13 protein-coding genes are annotated in these 19942 nt (G+C 56.7%); 9 read left to right on the top strand and 4 right to left on the bottom strand.

What is annotated here, in order from left to right; all coding sequences use genetic code 11:
* Positions 1-12 precede the first annotated feature (12 nt).
* Entirely contained in the window at positions 13-1026 is a 1014-nt protein-coding gene (locus FRY98_RS19965) for a LacI family DNA-binding transcriptional regulator (RefSeq protein WP_148455245.1), read from the bottom strand.
* A 170-nt stretch (positions 1027-1196) separates the two neighbouring features.
* Between FRY98_RS19965 and FRY98_RS19960 the strand changes: the two genes are divergently transcribed.
* A complete protein-coding gene (locus FRY98_RS19960; protein ID WP_148455243.1) occupies positions 1197-1403 on the top strand; it encodes a hypothetical protein in 207 nt (68 codons plus the stop codon).
* A gap of 1123 nt (positions 1404-2526) precedes the next feature.
* Here FRY98_RS19960 and FRY98_RS19955 read toward each other — a convergent pair.
* Complete coding sequence (locus tag FRY98_RS19955; protein ID WP_148455241.1) at positions 2527-5190, bottom strand: beta-mannosidase; 2664 nt, start codon at positions 5188-5190, stop codon at positions 2527-2529.
* Positions 5191-5455: 265 nt separating this feature from the next.
* On the opposite strand from FRY98_RS19955, the gene FRY98_RS19950 reads away from it, so the two are divergent.
* The 5 genes from FRY98_RS19950 to FRY98_RS19930 all read left to right on the top strand — a co-directional run bounded on the left by FRY98_RS19950 (position 5456) and on the right by FRY98_RS19930 (position 12467).
* Positions 5456-6763 carry an ABC transporter substrate-binding protein gene (locus tag FRY98_RS19950; RefSeq protein WP_225039736.1) on the top strand — a complete coding sequence of 436 codons (1308 nt, stop codon included), beginning with the start codon at positions 5456-5458 and terminating at the stop codon, positions 6761-6763.
* A gap of 106 nt (positions 6764-6869) precedes the next feature.
* Entirely contained in the window at positions 6870-7766 is an 897-nt protein-coding gene (locus FRY98_RS19945) for a carbohydrate ABC transporter permease (protein ID WP_148455239.1), read from the top strand.
* Positions 7763-8596, top strand: a complete 834-nt coding sequence (locus tag FRY98_RS19940) for a carbohydrate ABC transporter permease (protein WP_148455237.1) — start codon at positions 7763-7765, stop codon at positions 8594-8596. Before FRY98_RS19945 ends, FRY98_RS19940 begins: the two co-directional genes overlap by 4 nt.
* A 36-nt stretch (positions 8597-8632) precedes the next feature.
* Positions 8633-10465, top strand: coding sequence for a cache domain-containing sensor histidine kinase (locus FRY98_RS19935; protein WP_148455235.1), 1833 nt, complete (start codon positions 8633-8635; stop codon positions 10463-10465).
* Between the two features lie 13 nt (positions 10466-10478).
* Positions 10479-12467 carry a response regulator gene (locus FRY98_RS19930; protein WP_148455233.1) on the top strand — a complete coding sequence of 663 codons (1989 nt, stop codon included), beginning with the start codon at positions 10479-10481 and terminating at the stop codon, positions 12465-12467.
* 519 nt (positions 12468-12986) lie between these two features.
* Here FRY98_RS19930 and melA read toward each other — a convergent pair.
* The gene (gene melA / locus FRY98_RS19925; RefSeq protein WP_148455231.1) at positions 12987-14498 is read right to left on the bottom strand and encodes an alpha-glucosidase/alpha-galactosidase; all 1512 of its coding nucleotides are present in this window, start codon (positions 14496-14498) and stop codon (positions 12987-12989) included.
* A gap of 143 nt (positions 14499-14641) precedes the next feature.
* Complete coding sequence (locus FRY98_RS19920; protein WP_148455229.1) at positions 14642-15577, bottom strand: AraC family transcriptional regulator; 936 nt, start codon at positions 15575-15577, stop codon at positions 14642-14644.
* Between the two features lie 145 nt (positions 15578-15722).
* Here FRY98_RS19920 and FRY98_RS19915 point away from each other — a divergent pair, with 145 nt between their 5' ends.
* From FRY98_RS19915 to FRY98_RS19905, 3 genes are read left to right on the top strand one after another with little or no spacing between them, the layout of a single operon-like run.
* Entirely contained in the window at positions 15723-16724 is a 1002-nt protein-coding gene (locus FRY98_RS19915; RefSeq protein WP_148455227.1) for a substrate-binding domain-containing protein, read from the top strand.
* On the top strand, positions 16705-18618 hold the full coding sequence (locus FRY98_RS19910; protein ID WP_148455225.1) for a cache domain-containing sensor histidine kinase: 1914 nt from the start codon (positions 16705-16707) through the stop codon (positions 18616-18618). Before FRY98_RS19915 ends, FRY98_RS19910 begins: the two co-directional genes overlap by 20 nt.
* A complete protein-coding gene (locus FRY98_RS19905; RefSeq protein WP_148455223.1) occupies positions 18608-19843 on the top strand; it encodes a response regulator in 1236 nt (411 codons plus the stop codon). Before FRY98_RS19910 ends, FRY98_RS19905 begins: the two co-directional genes overlap by 11 nt.
* The last annotated feature ends 99 nt before the right edge of the window (positions 19844-19942 follow it).

The following is a 19942-nucleotide window of genomic DNA, read 5'->3' as shown; positions in this document are numbered from 1 at the left end:
AATCTGAAATTACTAGCCGGATTCGGGACATGGCCCGCAGGAGCCGCGAATGATCAGTTCCGTAGGCACGATCCGTTCCGGCGGCGGCGCATCGGGCATGCGGATCATCCGATCCAGATACTCGATCGCCTCGCGGCCGATCGTATACAGATCCTGCCGCACCGTTGTCAAGGGAGGCTGCGTGTACCGCGAAATTTCGATATCGTCAAAGCCGATGACCGAAAGGTCGCCAGGGATGGACAGCCCGGCCTCCGCCGCGGCGTCCATCACGCCGGCCGCGCTCATATCCGAGCTGCAGATGATCGCGGTCGGCGGCGACTCCCGGCGGAGAAAGTCCCGCGTGGCGATATACCCGCTTTCTCTGGTAAAATCGCCGTCATAAATATCCTCCGGCCGGTAAGACAGTCCGGCCTCTTCCATTCCCCGGCGATATCCCTCCATGCGCAGCCGACCGATAAACGAATCGAGCTGGCCGGCCACAAAGGCGATCCGGTGGTGGCCAAGCCCCGCCAGATAGCGGACCGCCCCCTGGATGCTCCCGACATTGTCGGAGGTGATGTATCCCGCCCGGGGGCCGCGCATGTCCAGATCGATAAATACCGTCGGAATCTCCGACTCCAGCATTTCCGCAAAATTCAGATCATGGCGCTGAAATCCGAACACCAGCGCGCCGTCCACATTCCGGCTGCGGCAGTGGCGGAGCGGGCTATACTCCGGATGCCAATCAATCTGCGCCAGATAGATCAAGTCGTATCCCGATTCCTTCAGGGATTCCTCCAATCCGGCCAGCAACTGCACAAAAAAGGGATTGGACAATCCGGTCGTCAAAAACAAGCCCAACGTCCGCGAACTCCCCATAACAAGCCCCCGCGCCGTGGAGTTCGGAACGAATTTTTCCTTGCGTATGACCTCAAGCACCCGTTCGCGGGTTTCCGTGCTGACATGAGGATAATTATTCATCACCTTGGAAACGGTTGAAACCGAAACCCCGGCGGCTTTTGCGATATCACGAATATTTCGTACCATAGCTCACCTTGTTTTTCAGACGATTTTTGTCTATTCAAGAATGATACTCTGTTTCCCCGAGGGTTGCAATCTTGCGCAAGGGCAATTTTCCCTTCCGGGATGCCTAACTTCCTGCATTTTTTGGGTAAATATAGTAGAATAAAATGAATGACGGAAACGAGAGAGCGAGGATGGATATGGAACGGAATTTGAACGACAATCAACGGGATCGGGAGATCGAGGAACTCAAAAGACGCCTGAATTTGGCCGAACAGCAGTTGGCCCAAAGGCCGAAAGCGCAATTGCCTCAAGCGGTCAAGTTCGGAATCGCCTTTGTCGTGGGCCTCTTCCTGCTATTGACGTTAGTGGGCGTCATTCAGTTTATATCGGCTTGGTAAGTATGCGCGGAAGAAGCTTACCGCAGAAGGTTCCAGCCCGCAGCCGTGTGAAATGTTCTCCGGATCGCTGCCCGCCCCAGATTTCTTAATTAAACTTACTAAGGTAGAAATCCGTTCACAAAGGTGAACTTTAACTTATGCTTCCGATGCAGCTTTCTCGCAGAAATAACCGGAATAGTGCAGCCAAAGTAGATTGAAACCAGAGGAATGAAGTTTCATATTCGTGGAGAGCATCCGGTATCTGGGCATAAAAGCGCCCGGTTTACGGATGTTTTTTTGTGCCTCGGGGGTGGGGGATTGCCTGGAACGAGAAGGGGTGGGAGGCTATATGGCCGGACAAGGCTATATGGCCGGACAAGGCTATATGGCCGGGGATTAACGGGATTTTTTCCCGTTAATCCGGCTGAAATCGCCCATGGGAGAGAATTAACGGGATTTTCTCCCGCTAATTCGGTGCAAAATGGGCCGGGCGGGCTTTCCGAGGCGGAATTAGCTGGACATTTTCCTGCTATTTGTTCACCGCCGGCTTGAAGGGCTGAAATTAACGGGAAGTTTTCCCGTTAACTCCCCCTCCTCCCCGCCCACTTCATGTAACTCGTACACCACTTTCAGCCGCTAATACTCAAACCTATCATGTTACTCCAACTAACTAGTCTGTCTCATCCGTGCCAATGCATCTTGTTGGTGGGATCTAGGTGGGCCGAGACGCTGCAAACCCGGATGCTGAGGCTGGGACGCTGTGGCCGGGACTTAACGGGATTTCTTCCCGTTAATCCGGCTCAAATCGCCCATGGGGAGAGAATTAACGGGATTTTCTCCCGCTAATTCGGTGCAAATGGGCCGGGCGGGCTTCCTAGCCGGGGCCCGTACCCATAGCGGCCTTTTGGGCCGCTATTTCGGCTCGATTCGGCTCCACGGGGATAATAGCGACCAAAAACGGCCCTATTTTTTTGTTGCGGGCTTCGAAATAAGGGTTTGGCCTATCTTTTCCCAGAATAAGGCCCTAAAAGGCCGCTACTGGGCGTGCGTAAACCGGCAGCACGCGGAAAGGCCGCCCCGCCGCGGCGTATCTTACACCGACGGCGAGGCGGCCAGTCTCCCAGGCGAACAGCCGCCAGAAAGCTTATTGCGCGGTATAATCCCGCATCGTGCTTACGCTCAGCGACCCGGGCGAGCCCGCCACAAAAGCTTCGCCCCCCAATCCGCCGCGCCGGCGGAACTCCACAGTCACGGGCTGGCCGGGAATCAGGTCAAAGAAATTGTCCGTGAACATCCCTTCCTCCTCGGCATGAAGCCAAACCTGTCTGGCCAGAGCGTCCGTGCTCAGCTTAAACGCGCTGCCGCCGCTGCCCGGCATTTCTTCCACGATCACCTTTGCCGAAGGCAACTCGATGTCCCGGAAGGAGGCAAAATAATGAGGCCGGCGGGCCAGCACGACGCGTTCTCCGTCGTTCTCCTGCTCCACCGTCGCCAGCAGCACGACGCTACGCGGATCATGCCCGTTCAGCAGTTCCGCCGCCGGAGCCGTGTAGACCACCTGCGCGGCATCCGCCGGGAGCGTGACTTCGCGCGTATGTTCTCCGAGTGAACGTCCGCCGAAGTCGAACAGTTCCAGGCGAAGCCGGGCATGGAGCGGCTCCCTCCGGTCGGATACCAGATGGACCGTTACGATGCCCTTGCCCGTACTCGCTCCCATATCCGTTTCCGTACCCGCTCCTGTATTCGCTTCCGCTCGAGCTTCCGCCCTAGCCTCTTCGCCCGGACCCCTGCCATCGCCGGCTTCAATTCCCCCGTCGATCGACAGCATGATCTCGCCGAAGCTGCGGCGCACGACATACTGCAGCGCTTTCCAGCGGCCGTAGTAGTCCATGCCCGCCCAAGAGGCCACGGGCCAGCAGTCGTTCATCTGCCAATACAGCGTGCCCATGCAGTACGGCTTGTTTCTGCGGTGCGCCTCGATGGCGGTTTGGATCGCTTCGGCCTGAAGCACCTGGCTCATGTATAAAAACGCCTTGAAATCCCGCGGAACGGGGAGATACTGTTCCATATATTCCTTGATCAGCTGGTTGCCCCGGCCGTTCTTTTGGTGGGCGAGCATCACTTCGGATTCCAGCTCCAACTGCTCTTCCGTCGCGTACTTCAGCACCGTGGACAGCTCGGGAAAAGACTGGAAGCCGTATTCGCTCATGAAGCGTCCGATGCGTTCGTTATAATTGGAGAACGGCTCCACGGCGTGCCATACGCCCCAATAATGAATATCGCCTTCCCCGGTGACCTTCGTCGCGTGCTGACGCTCATCTCCGGTCAGCTCGCGCAGCGGCGAGGACGGCCAGTAAGCGATGCCTCCGCTCCAGCGTTCCACGGCTTCCGGGAGAATCCGGTGGAAAATCGCTTCGTAATCCGCCCAGATCTTCGACCGCTGCTCCGCGGTGTAGTCCTTTTTCCATCCCCAGCCGCCTTCCTCTTCAAAATGAGCCCAGGCCGAGTCGATTTCGTTATTCCCGCACCAAAGTGCGATACACGGATGATTTCGCAGCCGTTTGACATTGTATTCCGCCTCAGCGGCAACGCTGTTCAGGAAAGCGTCGTCTCCGGGATACATGCTGCAGGCGAACATAAAGTCCTGCCAGACGAGCAGGCCGTATTCGTCGCACAGTTCGTAGAAGACTTCCTCCTCGTAAATGCCGCCTCCCCAAACGCGCAGCATGTTCATGTTCGACTCAGCCGCCGAGGCGATCTCGTGACGGTAGCGCTCCGCCGTGACTTCCGGCGAAAAGCTGTCGTTCGGGATATGGTTGGCCCCCTTGATAAAGACAGGCACGCCGTTCAGTTCAAACAGGAACGAAGTCCCCGCGTCGTCCCGCTGGCGGACCAGCCGGATGTCCCGCAGCCCCGTGGTTACCCGCCGGCTCGACACCGTTTCCCCGCCTTCGCGGAGACTGGTTGTAAACGCGTACCGGTTCGGTTCGCCCAGTCCCCGGCACCACCACAGCCTCGGTTCCGCCAACTCGGCCGCCAATTCCAGCGTCTGGCGTCCCGGCGTCAGGGCGACCTCTTTGGCCCAAGTCCGCCCGTCCGCGGCAACTTCCAGCGTCCCCTGCCAGGCAGCGTCGCTTTCGATCTCCACCACGGCCGTCAGCTTCGCTTCCTTGGCCGTGACCTTATCCTGCCGGATGAACAAATCCGTCAACCGCGGACCGGACCATCCGTTCAGCCGCACCTCCCGCCAAATCCCGCTGGTTACGAAACGCGGACCCCAGTCCCATCCGTAATGATAAGGAGCTTTGCGGGCAAAAACGCTGACTTTCCGGTCCCCCAAGCCCCCCAGCTCCGATTGATCGTTCGTCGCGGGCAGCGGATAACCGAGCTTCTCCAGCTTGGGCAAATCCTCCGCGATCGGGGAACGGAAGCGGACCCGAAGGGTATTTTCCCCGGGCACGATAAATTCCCCGATGTCCACGCTCCAAGCCCGGAACATATTGTCCGTGGACAATACATGTTGTTCGTTTACATAAACATCGGCATACGTATCCAAACCGTCAAACACGAGCTCGATGTGACGGCAGCGTTTCCAATCTTCCGCTAGGTTAAATACGGTCTGATATTCCCAGTCTTTCTTATCGATCCACTGCAGATCATGCTCATTCGTGCCGTAGAACGGGTCGGAGATTTTTTCGTTCCGCAGCAGGTCGCTGTGTACCGTCCCCGGAACTCTCGCTTCACTCCATCCCGATTCGTCGCAAGCTTTAAAGCGCCATTCGCCCAATACCAAATGTTGGTTGTACATAAGACCTCCATCTTCGCTGTGTTATAATCCCATTATCCTTATTTCATATCAAATATCAATGTTTTTGTTAGCACTTTGTTAGATACATCTCGCAAACAAACAGCTCGTTTTCAGAACATTTCCTGTAAAATAGCATGAAAGCGCACCTATACAACATGACAATTCAAGACAACAAATAATAACTCAGTGCATTTAAGAACCCTAACAATTAGTCTAATATATAGGTGTAAGCGCTAACAAATACCTTAAACAAGGGGCGATTCAAGTGAAAAGAAATCTTCTGCTCACATTTCTAATGGTCTTTGCTCTCTCCGCGGTCCTGGCGGGCTGCGGCGGAAACGGCGGCGCCAAAACGGGAAATGCCGGCGGTACCGATACGGCCAATACCGGAGGCAGAGGAGGATCGGGCGGCGATAAGCTCAGCGGCAAAGTCACCTTCCTGACCAACCGTACGGACATGATCGGCAAAGAATACGACGAATACGTCAAGCGTTTCAACGAGAAATACCCCGACATTAAGATCGAATTCGAAGCCAGCCAAACGGACTATAACCAGCAAGCCAAAGTCCGGATGGCCAGCGGTGAGCTTCCCGACCTGATGTTCGTTCCGGATATTCCGAACTCCGATCTACCGAAATATTTTGCGCCGCTCGACGATATCCAGTTCAGCAGTGAACTGACCTTCAAGGATTTCAAATCGTACGAAGGCAAACTCTACGGTATTACCACCGGGAACTCGACTTCGGGCATCGTATACAACAAAAAAGTGTTCGCCGATGCCGGTATCACCGAAACGCCAAAAACCTGGGACGAGTTCCTAGCCGCTTGCGAAAAGATAAAACAGAACGGCGTCATTCCGCTCGCCTCCAACTTCAAAGACAAATGGCCGCTCGGCAACTGGGTATTCGATATGCCGCGGATCATCGAGAACAACAAAGGCTTCCCGAACGAAAGAATCAACATGGACGCCCCGTTCTCCATGGACAACGGCTACGGCAAAGCGATGATGCTGCTCAAGACGCTGGCCGACAAGGGCTATCTGGAAAAAGACATCAATTCCACCAACTGGGAGCAGTCCAAAAAAGACATCGCCAGCGGCAAAATGGGCATGTACTTCCTGGGTAACTGGGTCATTAATCAGGTCATCGGCGTAGGTGCGGAATCGGACAACATCGGCTTCTTCCCGCTTCCTTATGACAACTCGGGAGAACTGAGAGCCGCGCTCAGCCCGGACTTCTTCTATGCCGTCAACAAGAACAGCAAGAACCTGGAGGCGACCAAGACCTTCCTCAAGTGGATGATCGAAGAATCCGGTTATGAAGATTTTGCCGGCTTCATTTCTCCGCTGAAAGGACGCGAGTCCAAACTGACGCAGCTGGCCGAGTTTCAGGCTACCGGCGTGGAGCTTCAGGAAGGGGAACCGGACGACCCGAAAGTCATCGAGATCTCCAACAAGGCGCAAATCGATCTGCCTGCCATCGCTCAGGAGTTCGTGCTCGCCAAGGACCCGCAGACCGTTCTCGATAAGTGGAACAAAGCTTGGGCCAAAGCCAAAAAAGACTTGGGCTACTAATATAAAGAGACTAGCCTAAAACCGGCAAAATGGGTTATCCGCCAGAGATAATCCATTTTGCTTTCAAGATCATTCATCTGAAGTGCGGAAAGAAGGGATTTAAAGCATGTTCGGAACATTATCTTACAAAAAACAAAAAAGGCTCATCATCTTCTCCTTCCTGCTTATTCCGGTAGCCTTGCTGCTGTTGTTCACCTATTATCCGGCCGCCAAGCTGGTGTATTTCAGCTTTACGAACTGGGACGGCTATAGCCCGGAGAAGCCTTGGGTCGGTCTCGACAATTACCGGGAGGTCTTCTCCAACCCGGATATTTTCGGCGTATTCGCGCATAACTTTGCCTATTTTGTAATGGGGCTGATCCAGAACGTCATCGCGATTTATTTTGCGGTGATATTGAACAGCCGGCTGCGGGGGAGAAATATGTTCCGCCTGCTGCTGTTCCTTCCATATATTATGAACGGCGTTGCCGTGGCCTTTATGTTCGGTTACGTGTTCGACACCACCCAGGGGTCGCTAAACCTGTTCCTGAACAGCATCGGATTAACCGGCCTCGGTGAAACCAGCTGGCTCGGTACCGAGGGCCTTGTCAACTATTCCCTGGCCTCCACCGGACTATGGCGGTTTATGGGCTATAACATGGTGATTTACATCGCCTCGCTGCAGGCGATTCCGAGCGATATCTACGAGGCGGCCAAAATCGACGGAGCCAATGCCTGGCAGACCTTCTGGCGCATGACGCTGCCCAACATGAAACCGGTCATTCAGCTCAACCTGTTCCTGACCGTGACGGGCGCGCTTGAAGTGTTCGACCTTCCGTTCGTACTCACCAAGGGCGGCCCCGCCGGCGCGAGCCAAACGTATGTGCAGCGCGTCGTGGAGACGGCTTTTGCCTACAACAACTACGGCCTGGCATCGGCGATGAGCATTATCCTGCTCTTCTTCGTCGTGGCGGTCGTGGCACTTCAGCAATTCGTGCTTAGCAGAGGAGGCGGCAGCAAATGAATTCCAAAAAATTTTCGGTCATCGGCGCCCTGAAATATCTGACCCTGCTCATCGGGGTGTTCGTTGTGCTCTTCCCTCCTTACGTGGTCATCGTGAACTCTTTCAAAGCGGATGAAGAATTCAACACGGCCAGTACGATGGCTTTGCCGAAGAGCTTCTTCAACTTCGAAAACTTCAAGGTTGTCTTTGAGCGCGGCGGACTCCTGAGCGGGTTCGGAAATACGCTGATCATTATGGCCGTGGCGCTGATCTTCAACATCCTGTTCGGGACGATGGTCGCTTACGTCCTGGGCAGGTTCGACTTCCGGATGAAAAAAGCGGTGTTCGGCGCCTACCTGTTCGCCACCGTCATTCCGGGCATCACGACCCAGGTGGCCACCTTCGGCATTATCAAATCGCTGGGGCTTTACAACACGCTGGGGGCGCCCATTATTTTGTATATCGGAGCCGACGTGATCCAGATCATCCTGTATCTGCAATTCATCCGCAATATTCCCGTCGATCTCGACGAAAACGCCATGGTGGAAGGGGCTTCGCTCTTCCGGATCTACCGGTCGGTCATCTTTCCGCTGCTGACGCCGGCGACTTCGACGCTGATTATTCTGAAATCCATCAGCATTTACAACGATATGTATACGCCGTATCTCTACATGCCGAAGCAAAGCCTCGGGGTCGTCACCACCGTGCTTATGCGGTTCCAGGGGATCAACGTGGCGAACTGGAACTTGATCAGCGCGGCGATTCTGCTGATTTTGCTCCCGACGATCATCTTGTACTTTTTCCTGCAAAAATATATCTTTGAAGGCGTCGCCAGCGGCGCTGTAAAATAAGAGAAATACCGTCAACACGAACAAGGGGTCCACATCATGAAGAGAATCCGCCTTCTAGTCCGGGCATGCTGGATGTTTTTTGCCAACCTGTCGATGCAGAAAAAGCTTGTCGTCATTTTCATTTTCCTGATTTCCCTGCCGATCACGTATGTCAGCTATGCTTCCTACAGAGCGAACTCCAGCGTCGTGCTGGCCAGTGCCACCACCTCGGCGGGGCAGTTAACCGACAATGCCATGGACAAAGTCGACAGGTATATTGCGGATCTCAAACGCTATACGATGCTGCCGCTTTATAACAAGGACGTTCAGAAATATCTGGACCAGCAGGGTACGGATTGGGACAAAAGCTCGGCCGTCAACATGTTCCTGATGTACTTGACCAATACGAAGGAGGAAATCTCCGCGGTCTATATGATGGACCACTACGGCTCGATTTTTTACTACAACAAGCCGGGCTTAAATGAACTCTATCCCCAGGAAAGAGTGGCCGAGTGGCGGCAACGGACGCGGGAAGCCGGGGTGGCCCCGGTGCTGACGGGGACGCAGTCCATTCGGGTCAACGGAACCGCCCAGCGCCAGGTGTTCACCGTCATGCGCTCGATCCAGTCGGTCAGCACGCTTCAGGATATCGGCATCATCGCTATCGATGTGGATATCGGTCTGTTCGAGGAAATCATCACCCCCCTGAATGAGGTAACCCATGGGGACGCCCTGATCCTGGATGAACGCGGACGCGTCGTATATAACAAAAACCTGGGTCAACTGGGGAAAGATTTGGCGGGGAGCCCGCTTCTGACCCAGGCAACCGGAACCAAAGGAAGCTTCCGGCTCGAGATTGAAGGCAAACCTTACATGGCGGTATATACGGTCTCTAGCCATACGGGATGGAAAACGATCGTTTACATTCCGCTGGAAGAGCTGCTCGCGCCGATGAAGCAATCCCGGAATACGATGTTGATTATGGCGCTCTCCATCATCGGATTCGCCCTGCTGGTCGCCATCTTCATCTCTTACGCGCTGACCAAACCGCTGAAGCGGACCGTACAGCTGATGAAGCAGGTACAGCGCGGCAAGCTGGACGTCTTCGTCAATGTCAAATACAATGACGAGATCGGCATGCTGGGCAGCCACTTCAATCGGATGATCGGGCGGATCCGCGATTTGCTTCAGGAAGTGTACGAAACGGAAAAAAGCAAACAAAAGGCGGATATGCTGGCCTTGCAAAACCAGATCAATCCGCATTTCATATACAACACGCTGGAATCCATCCGCATGCTGGCCGAGTTGAACGATGACGACCGGGTGGCGGAACTGACATATCTGCTGGGTCAATTGCTGCGTTACAGCATTACCCGCAGCGATGAGATCGTCACCGTCCGCCGGGAGCTTGAGCATGTGGAGAATTATCTGAAGCTGCTGCAAATCCGCTTCCCGGGCAAGATCGGCTACCGCTTTATCGTGCCCGAGGCTTGCATGCACCTGCCGCTGATCAAGCTGGTTTTTCAGCCGGTTGTGGAGAACGCCATGTTTCATGGCCTGGAAAAGCAGGAGGAGCCCGGCACCATCACGATCCGGGGCTGGTTCGAGAACAGTGACGTGCTGTTTTCGGTACAGGATAACGGGGTGGGAATGAGCGCGGAACGGCTAGCTTCGCTGAACGAAAGCCTGAGCGACGGTAAAATCGACAAATTCGGCATCGGATTGCGCAATGTGAATGAACGTTTGCGTTTGTATTACGGGGAGAGCTCCAGTTTGGCCGTGGACAGCAGTCCCGGCGAGGGAACGACCGTCACGCTGCGGATCGCCGGACTTCTCGGGAACGGTCCGACGCAGCCGCTGGAACTGATGAGTCCAAGGGGACAGGAGTAAAGGAGGAATTGTCATGCTTCGCATCGCCATAGTTGACGATGAAGCTTCCATCCGCGAGGGGCTGGGCAAAATCATCCGCCGGGAGAGCGAACAATACGAAGTGGCCGGTACGTTCTCCAATGGACAAGAGGCGCTGGAATTCGCCCGGTCGGAACCGCTCGATATCGTCATTACCGACATCCGGATGCCGTTGATGGACGGATTGGAGCTGATCAAAGAGCTCAAAGCGGTGAAGCCCGAGACCCGCTGCATCATTATGAGCGGATTTACGGACTTTGAATACGCCAGGCAGGCTTTGCGGTATTCGGCGGTGGATTATTTGCTTAAGCCGATCAATAAAAAACAGCTGTTCGAGCTGCTCCAAAACCTGGGGGAGGAAAAGGCGGCCCGACTCGGCAAAAACCTGCAGCTCCGTTCGGGGCTTCTCATATCCTACATGAAAAGCTCCCCCTCCCTCTGTCCGAAGCTTCCGGAATTGGCGCTGCCCCTCCCCTACTTTGCGGTCATTGTGATCAAGGGCAGCGATATGGACGCGCTTCGCTCCAGCGTCGGGCTTTTGCAGCGCCAGCCGCAGCATCTGTTCGACGCCGTCGACACCGGGGAACGGCTGATTTCGCTGGTCAGCTATTATGCCGATCCTCCGCTGGCGGAGGATACGGACCGGCTGACCGGCGCGCTGCGCCAGTTCCCCCACCCCGGCGTCGTTCTCGTCGGCGTCAGCCGGGGCTACAGCGACCCCGCCCGGCTCGGCCAGGCGTTCGCCGAAGCGAAGCTCGCCTGCGAGCGCGGCATGTACCGCGAGGAGGCCTGGAGCTGCGAAGCGTTCGACGCGGCTGCTGCGGAGGCAGAGGCAGGCGGGGTTCTGGCCGCCGCCCGCGAGGCGTTGGTTCCGCCGATCCAGGTGCTGAACGTCCAGGAGACGCTCCATACGATGGAACGGCACCTGGACGTACTCCGGCGGGTCCGGGCCTCCCAAGCCGCCCTCCGCCAGTACTGCCGGGTCGTGCTGGAGACGACGGCGGCCGAATTGCCGGAATGGCGCAAGGCCTTCGGAGAGGCCGCGGCGGTCCCGGGCGAGGAGGATGGCCAGGAACGGGGCCTTGGTAAGGAACCCGGGCCGGGTTCTGGATCGGACCCTGTTCGGAGTTCTATTCCGAGTTCTGTTCGGAGTTCTAATACGCGGTCAGGTTCGAGTTCGGCCTTGGGACCCGGACCAAGCTCGGCATGGGATGCCACGGCGGCCGCAGCCCCGGAAGTTTCCCCGGGTTCGGCGGGTTCGCTGCATTCGGCAGGTTCGGCAGGTTCGGCGGGCTCAGCGGGGTCCGTAGGCTCCGCAAGTTCGGTGGCATCGACATCGGCATCTGTTTCGGCGCAGGCATCCGCTTCAGCACCGGCCGCTACATCGTCATCTGCCTCCGTACCGACAACCGCGTCCGTACGGGAATTCGCACTGGCATCTTCACCGGCTTCAGACCCGTTGTCGGACTCACCGTCCGCGCCGATGGGAACGCCGGATTCCCTGGACCGGAAGCTGGAGGCTTGCCTGAAGTTCGCCGAATACAAACAGCTCCTGATCGGCATAGTCGGGCGAACGCTTCAGGACATTCGCGAGAAGCGGCTGGCGCAAGGCGGGAAATCGGTCGAGGTCGTTAAAAGGTGGATCGAAGAACATTACAGCGAGCAGGCCGAGCTCAGCAGCCTGGCCGGCCTGGTCTACCTGACCCCCACCTATTTAAGCAAGCTTTTCAAGCAGGAGACCGGCATGACCATCACCGACTATTTGATCGAGATCCGGATCAAAAGGGCGAAGCAACTGCTCGCCGACTCCTCCAACCTGAAGATTCATGAAGTCGGACACGAAGTCGGCTATCCCGACCCAGCCTATTTTAACAAGCTGTTCAAGCGGATGGTCGGCGTCACGCCCAATGAGTACAAGCGGATCAGCCACAGCAAAGACGCCCCCCCTCCTAGCGGGGAAGTGAAAAAGGATCTCTTAAAGTAATAACGGCCTTCAGGGGCGCTATTTTGTCGAATTTGGGTCATCGGGGAGGAATAGCGGCTTTTTAAGGCCTTATTTTGGGGAAAAGCGGGCCAAAACCTGATTATTGGCCTACTCGAAAGGAAATAAGGCCCTTTTTGACCGCTATTTTCCCCGTGGAGCCGAATCGGGCCGAAATAGCGCCCCAAAAGACCGCTATTGCGCTCGGCTAGTGGAAAATCTCTAAACCCGCATCACGAAGCGCGGGCACCGGCCGGGCCATCCGAGCAGAAAAGATGCAAATCTGCAGGCATTTCCGCCGACTCGCTCGGTCATCCATTAAAAAGATGCAAATCTGCAGGCATTTTCCACTCTTTTTCCGAACCAGGGCGATTGCGCATGAAAAACCTGCACTTTTGCAGGTTTTTGAGTAAACAAGCGCCTCACTGCCGAAAATCCCTGCACATTTGCAGGAATTTGCTCAAAAAGGGGACGCCCTCCCCCATCCGAATGCCGGATGGGTATAGGGGGCGCCCCTTTTTGCTAGTTCGCGCCGGCGGAAGCGCGATCCTTGCCTTTGTCCGCTTCGCGGGCGTTCTTGTTCGCCGCTTCGCGGTCTTCCATCATCTCCGCTACGCTCTTGACCGCCAGGCGGGCCGCTCCGGCATAGCCCTCCCGGGTCGGCCGCCGCTTCCCTTCGGCCCGGCGGAGCTTCGCATCCGCGATCGCCGCCTTGTACTGCGGCAGCCAGGCCTCCTGGGCGATCAGCATGTCGTCGACCATCTGCCAAATCTCCGGCGGATTGCAGACCGCGCCGACCAGCGGGTCCATCATGAACGCCTGGCGCAGCAGCCGGTCGTCGCCATGGACGGCCGCCTCCACCGCCAGGCGTTGCACGGAGATGCTGGCGCTGCACACCGCGGCCGGGCCGAGGGGCAGGGGGCCGACATGCGGCATGGAAATGCCGTTGCGGTCGACGTAGCCCGGCGCTTCGATCACCGCGTCATCCGGCAGATTGGCGATGATGCCGCGGTTGACGACGTTGAAATGGCCCCGGTACACCCGGCCCGTTTCCAGGCCCTCGATAATGTAGGAGCCATGCTCCTCGCTCCGCTCCTCCGCCTTGAAGGCCAGGGCCGGCTCCTTCATCCAGTTCGGAAAATCCGTCTCGAACCAATTGCGCCCCTCCGTACAAACCCGCAGATAACCGCCGGTCTCGCCGTTGATCCAACTGCCGAGATCGATCCATTCTTGGATCTCCTCCGGCCGTTTGCGGTACCAGGGAACGTATTCGCTCAGATGCCCGTTGGATTCCGTGCTGTAGTAACCGAACCGGCGGAGCATATCGATCCGCACCTTTTCCGTCCGGGAGAAATCCGGGTGCCGCTCAAACGCCTCCAGGAGTTTGCCCGTCAAGTCCTCCCCGTTGTGCTTAATGCTGATATACCAGGTCTGATGGTTGATCCCGGCGCAAATGATGTCGACTTCTTCTTTTTCGAGGCCGAACGCTTCCGCGATCTGATGGTGACCGCCCTGTACGCCGTGGCAGAGCCCGATCGTCCGCACGCCGCCGTATTGGTTGCAGGCCCAGGTCAGCATCGCCATCGGATTGGCGTAGTTCAGCAGCAGCGCATCCGGCGCCGCCACTTCCCGAATATCCCGGCAAATGTTCAGCATCTCCGCGATGCCCCGCTGCCCGTACATAATCCCCCCGGCGCAAAGAGTATCGCCGACACATTGGTCAACGCCGTATTGCAGCGGAATATCGACGTCCGTCGCGAACGCCTCCAGTCCGCCGACGCGGATGGTGCAGATGACGTATTTCGCATTCCTCAACGCCTCCCGGCGGTCCAGCGAAGCCCGAATCGTAATCGGCAATCCGTTTTCCCGGATATCCCGCTGGCATAACTCCGTCACCATCCGCAAATTCGGTTCGCTGATGTCAGTAAAAGAAACCTCGATATCACGAAACTCCGGCACGGACAGCAGGTCCCGAAGCAGCCCTCTTGTAAATCCGATGCTGCCGGCCCCGATAAACGCCACTTTAAAAGACATGTTCCCATGACCTCCCCCAAGCTTAAAATCAGGCTTAAGATCCCGGAGATCTCAGAAAACCCGGAATCCCTTTGCACCACCCATTTTATCAGGGAGACCCGAGTAAACGTTATCAGGATTCTGACTTATCCGCCGGCTTCCTGTCAAAAATCCTCACTTATCGTATCCGGCGCATCCTTCTGGGCGTGCAGGGAATTCCGGTATTCAATCGGAGTTACGCCCATATGCTTTTTGAACAGCGCGTGAAAATATTGCCGGCTCCCCACCCCCACATAATCGGCGATATCAGCGACCGGGATATTGGTATGGAGCAGCAGCATGGCCGCTTTATCCATCCGCAAGCGGGTCAGGTACTGCATGAGCGTTTCGCCCGTATGCAGCTTGAAAATCCGCTGCAAATACCCCGGATGCAGGTTAACGATCCCCGCCGCATCCTCCACGCGGATCTCGCGATCGTAATTCTCGTGCAGGTAGCCGAGGCACTGTTTGACGTAATAGTCCATCTCCTGATGGTTGCCGCTTTCATGTTCATCGCGAAGACGGCTCAAGGAAATCAGCAGCTCCGCAAACAGCAGGCGGACCATGGCCGAGTCTCCTTCTCCTTCCTCCGCGTGCTGCCGATCCAGCTCCAGTACGAGGCTTTTGAGCGTACGGTAAATTTCCTCGGGATCGCGCAGGACCACATATTGAAACGGGCGGGTCAGCATGGCCGCGACCTCCCTCCCCGCCCCGTCCAGGCATTGGCGAAGCGATGGAAACCGGCCGCTGCTGGGAGCAAAGCGGAACTCAATGTTCAGCATCCGGCAAGGGGAGTTCGGCTCGACGATCAACCGGTGCGGAACGCCGGCGTCAAGCAGAATAAATTCGCCCTTCTTGAGCTGTTTCCCCACGGGACTCAGGTGTTCCGGCGTCCGAACCTCCACCCGGCAAACTCCTGAAAGGATATACATAATTTCCGTCGAGTCATGGCGATGAAAGGACATATGCAGCTCATCCCATTGTTTAAAATAGTAAGCCGTAAACTCCGGCTGATATTCCCCGTCCATTAAGCCTGTACGGTACAGACTGCCGCGTTCCATGGGTCCCCTCCTCCCTTTCGGAATCGTCCTGCCCCTATTTTATCAGGGGATAGGTTTCCCCGGCAAAACCTTGTATGATATGGCTGGGAATGGCTGGAACCCTCCCGAGCGGTATCCTATCCATATTCATGAAAGGGGTTGCACAATGAAAAAGCTAGGTTTGATCTATGTGCTGCTTATCGGATGTTTTTTGCTTTACGCGGCGGACTACCGCAGCAAGAGCCACCTTGAGGCCTCCCGGCAGGCGGGCGGACTTCGGGGCGAAATCGGCGAAAAATACATTATGATCACGTTTCAAATGGGCATCGATTATTGGAAAAGCAGTCTCAAAGGGTTTGAAGATGCCGCCTCCGCGCTTCAGGTTTCCGTCGAATATCGGGGAGCCACCCAGCGGGACGTGAATGAGCAGATTACGGTCCTTGAGCAGGCGATCGCCAAAAAGCCGGCGGGGATCGCCATTTCCGCCATTCACCCGCTGGAGCTGAACGCCACGATCGATAAGGCCGTGGAGGCCGGCATCCCGGTCGTTCTGTTCGACTCGGACGCTCCCGGCAGCAAAGCGTATTCCTTTCTCGGCACGGATAACTACAGCGCCGGGGTCAAGGCGGCCCGGCAGATGGCCGAGCTTACGGGCGGGAAGGGAAGGATCGCGATCGTGACGCTTCCCGGCCAGCAAAACCATGAGGAACGCACCCGGGGATTTGCCGACACGATCTCCCGAGAGTTTCCCGAGATGAAGGTGATGGCCGTTAAGAACGGCAAGGGTGATCCGCTCCTCTCCAGACAAGCCGCCGAGGATATTTTGTCCGGCGACCCCGGGATCGCCGGGATTTTCACCACGGAAGCCAACGGGGGGATCGGCGTGGCCGAAGCCGTTCGGGAGCACCTGAAACGGGGCAATCCGGGGCCGAAAATACTCGGCTTCGATACCGACAAGGGTACGCTCGATCTGGTGAAGAGCGGGGATATCGCGGCCACGATGGCGCAGGGAACCTGGAATATGGGGTATTGGTCGCTCCAGTATCTTTTTGCCTTAAAACACGATCCCCCTGCGGCGCAAAATTCCGGCTCTTCCGTTCCCCGGAGAACCGACACCGGCATTACGGTAGTGACGCGGAGGAATGTCGATGATTATTACGCCAAATAAACGGTTAACGGGACTGGCGCGGATGTCCATGAACAATATGCCGATCCGCTATAAACTGATCCTTCATTTCCTGCTGATCAGCATTCTCCCTTCGATCGGACTGGGCTTTCTCGTCAACTGGTCGGCGGACCGCGTCATTGAGCGCCGGATGACGGAGAATACGCTGCAGCTGATCGGGAAGGTCAACCAAACGCTGGAGGCCTATGTCGAGAATTTGCAGAACATCACCTATTTCATCTCTTTTAATCCCGAAGTCCAGGACTTTCTGAAAAAAGGGACCGCCGGGACCGGTAGCCGTATCGCCATCGGCAGTCCACAGCCCGAAAGCGGCGCGGAACCGGCATCCTATGCGATCCGCAAATTTTTGCAGGGCTTCACCACCCTGCATTCCGAAGTCGCCGGCATTCTGATCGTCAACCGCCGCGGAGCTTACCTCAGCAACGAAATGTATGCCCGCTATCCGAACCAAAGCCTCACGGAGGAGGAATGGTATTTGGAAGCCGTCCGGAACAAAGGCATCTTCAAAATTGTAGGCCACCCTTCCGGCCGCAACGTGACGACGCATGCCAGTTACAAAGACAACGAGGTCGTTTCGGTCGTTCGGGCCATCCTGGATCCCGAAACCGGCGAGACGCTGGGCGTCGTACTCATCGACCTTAAGCTGCGGGTTATCGCCGAAACGGCGCAGGATGTGCGGCTGGGTAAAACCGGCTACCTGACGGTCCTTGATCCCGGCGGCGAGATGATCTATGCGCCGCCGGAGCCTTATGTCGAGAAAATCCCGCATTCGTGGCTCAAAAACCAGTCCGGAGCCGGCACGGCCACCCGTCAGGTGAACGGGCGCAAGCTGCAGTTCATCTACCGGGAGTCGGCTTTTACGGGATGGACAACGGTCGGTGTTTTTTCGCTTAAGGAATCCGCCGCGGAGACACGGGAAATCCGCTTTTCGATCGTCAGCTTCGTGTTCTTCGTTTGCCTGCTCGGGATGACCGCCTCCTTCTATTTGGCCTACTCCCTGTCCAGGCCGATCGGGCAGCTGATGTCCTTCATGCAGAAAGCCCAGTCCGGTGACCTGACCGTCCGCCACTGGGGCAGCCGCTCCGATGAAATCGGGCTGCTGGGCCGGAAGTTCAACGCGATGCTGCAGCAGATCAACCGTTTGATCAAGCTGACGGAGCGCCAGGAGCGGCAAAAGCGGGAGGCGGAGCTGCGCAGCTTGCAGGCTCATATCAAGCCGCATTTTCTGTACAATACGCTCGATACGATTCACTGGATGGCCCGGCGCAAAGGGGCCGAGGATATCGCGCAAATGGCCGAGTCGCTGTCCAGGCTGTTCCGGATCGGTCTCAGCAAAGGGAACGATATCATCCCGCTGAACGATGAAATCGAGCATATCCGCAGCTACTTGCAGATTCAACAGGTGCGTTACCAAAACAAGCTCAGCTATTCGATCGACATCGATCCCCGCGTGCAGGGAGCCTATGTGCTGAAGCTGATTCTCCAGCCGATCGTCGAGAACGCCATCTACCACGGCATTAAGGAGCGGCGGGGACCGGGCAAGGTGGAGGTTCGGGGAAGCATCCAAGACGGCGGACTCCTGCTTACCGTCCGGGACGACGGAAAGGGGATGACGGCGGAACGGCTGCTTGCGCTCCGCCGCGCATTGGCCGCAGCCGGAACGGCCGAACCGGCGGGGGTGGCCTCCGAGCCAGACCCCACCGGGGGAAAGGGCTACGGCATGCTCAATGTCCAGGCCCGAATCGCCCTGACCTTCGGGGGTGCCTACGGAATCTCGGTCGAGAGCGAAGAAGGCGAAGGTACGACCGTTACAGTAACCCACCCTATTTTAACGGAACCCCTACTCACGAAAGGAGCTGGTGAAGATGACGAATAACAACCCGGGGACCGTGCTCCCCGACTGCAAGGTGCTGATCGCCGACGACGAAACCATTATCCGCGAGGGCATCCGCGAAAGCGTCCGCTGGTCCGAACTCGGGATGCGGGTCGTCGCGGAGGCCGAGGATGGCGAAGAAGCCCTCGAACTGGCGCTGCGGCATGGCGTGCATATCGTGCTCGTCGATCTGAACATGCCGATTCTGGACGGCATCGGTTTGATGGAGAAGCTGCGGGAACATCTCCCCGCCTGCAAGATCATCATTATTACCGGCCATGATGAATTTGCTTACGCCCAGAAAGCCATCCGCCTTCAGGTCAAGGACTACATCCTCAAGCCGGCCAATCCGGCCCAACTGGAGCGCGTGCTGCGTCAGGTCCGCGGGGAACTGGAGCAGGAAACCGACCGGCAGCAGCGGCTGGAAACGGCTTCCCGGCAGTTTTCCCGAAATTATCCCCTCTTGCGGGAACGGTTTTGCCAGGAATGGATGGACGGCCATATGGACGCGGATGAAATCGCGGAACATTTGGGGTTTCTGAACCTTCCCGTCCTCCCCCCCGCCCTGCTTGGCGTGATCCGCCTGCGGGAAGCGATCTTGCCCCAGCCGGCCTTGAAGGAGCAGGAGCGGCAGCTTTTTCTATACGCCGTGGAAAATATCGCCGCCGAGTTGCTCGCCCCCTACCCGAAAGCGATTTATCGCGATCCTTTCGGGTTTGTGGTCGTCCTGCTGTGGGATGCGTCCGCTCCGGCCGAAGCCGCCTTCCGCCGGATCGAGCCTGCGGCGCGCACCTTTCTGAAGATCGCCGTCGATCTGGAGGTCATGGAAGGCGGCGGTGACCTGACGGAGATTCCGGCGATTTACCGGAAATGCAAAAGCGCCGTGTTGAAGGAGGCCCCGCTCTCTCCGCTGGTGCGGCGGGCCAAATACTATATCCACGACCACTATGCCGATCGTGGTTTGACGCTGGAGCAAATCGCCGCCGAACTGCATACCTCCCCGGTATATTTAAGCCGTCTATTCAAACAGGAACTCGGCGTATCCTTCAACGGCTATCTGACCCGGCTGCGGATGCGCAAAGCCATACAGCTGCTTCATACTACGGAGCTGGCGATCCATGAAATCGCCGAGCGGGTCGGCTACGAAACACAGCATTATTTCAGTACGGCGTTCAAAAGGACGACGGGCGTTTCGCCGCTGCAATTCCGGAAAGGCGAGAAAAGTTAATTTTTTATAAAAAGAGTAAATTCCGTATAAATACGCGACGCTCCCCCGTTGCTATACTCGGTCATGAAAACTGCAAACGCATTCATTGGCGAATGCGAA

Origin of the sequence: Paenibacillus faecis (genome assembly GCF_008084145.1) — a bacterium.
Lineage (GTDB): Bacteria > Bacillota > Bacilli > Paenibacillales > Paenibacillaceae > Fontibacillus > Fontibacillus faecis.
The sequence above is the reverse complement of the archived record's forward strand: the minus strand, read 5'-3'. Positions and strand labels throughout refer to the sequence as shown.

Excerpts from the sequence above, each read along its gene's own strand:
- FRY98_RS19965 (WP_148455245.1), bottom strand. The coding sequence starts at position 1,026 with ATGGTACGAAATATTCGTGATATCGCAAAAGCCGCCGGGGTTTCGGTT.
- FRY98_RS19960 (WP_148455243.1), top strand. The coding sequence starts at position 1,197 with ATGGATATGGAACGGAATTTGAACGACAATCAACGGGATCGGGAGATC.
- FRY98_RS19955 (WP_148455241.1), bottom strand. The coding sequence starts at position 5,190 with ATGTACAACCAACATTTGGTATTGGGCGAATGGCGCTTTAAAGCTTGC.
- FRY98_RS19945 (WP_148455239.1), top strand. The coding sequence starts at position 6,870 with ATGTTCGGAACATTATCTTACAAAAAACAAAAAAGGCTCATCATCTTC.
- FRY98_RS19940 (WP_148455237.1), top strand. The coding sequence starts at position 7,763 with ATGAATTCCAAAAAATTTTCGGTCATCGGCGCCCTGAAATATCTGACC.
- FRY98_RS19935 (WP_148455235.1), top strand. The coding sequence starts at position 8,633 with ATGAAGAGAATCCGCCTTCTAGTCCGGGCATGCTGGATGTTTTTTGCC.
- FRY98_RS19930 (WP_148455233.1), top strand. The coding sequence starts at position 10,479 with ATGCTTCGCATCGCCATAGTTGACGATGAAGCTTCCATCCGCGAGGGG.
- melA (WP_148455231.1), bottom strand. The coding sequence starts at position 14,498 with ATGTCTTTTAAAGTGGCGTTTATCGGGGCCGGCAGCATCGGATTTACA.
- FRY98_RS19920 (WP_148455229.1), bottom strand. The coding sequence starts at position 15,577 with ATGGAACGCGGCAGTCTGTACCGTACAGGCTTAATGGACGGGGAATAT.
- FRY98_RS19915 (WP_148455227.1), top strand. The coding sequence starts at position 15,723 with ATGAAAAAGCTAGGTTTGATCTATGTGCTGCTTATCGGATGTTTTTTG.
- FRY98_RS19910 (WP_148455225.1), top strand. The coding sequence starts at position 16,705 with ATGATTATTACGCCAAATAAACGGTTAACGGGACTGGCGCGGATGTCC.
- FRY98_RS19905 (WP_148455223.1), top strand. The coding sequence starts at position 18,608 with ATGACGAATAACAACCCGGGGACCGTGCTCCCCGACTGCAAGGTGCTG.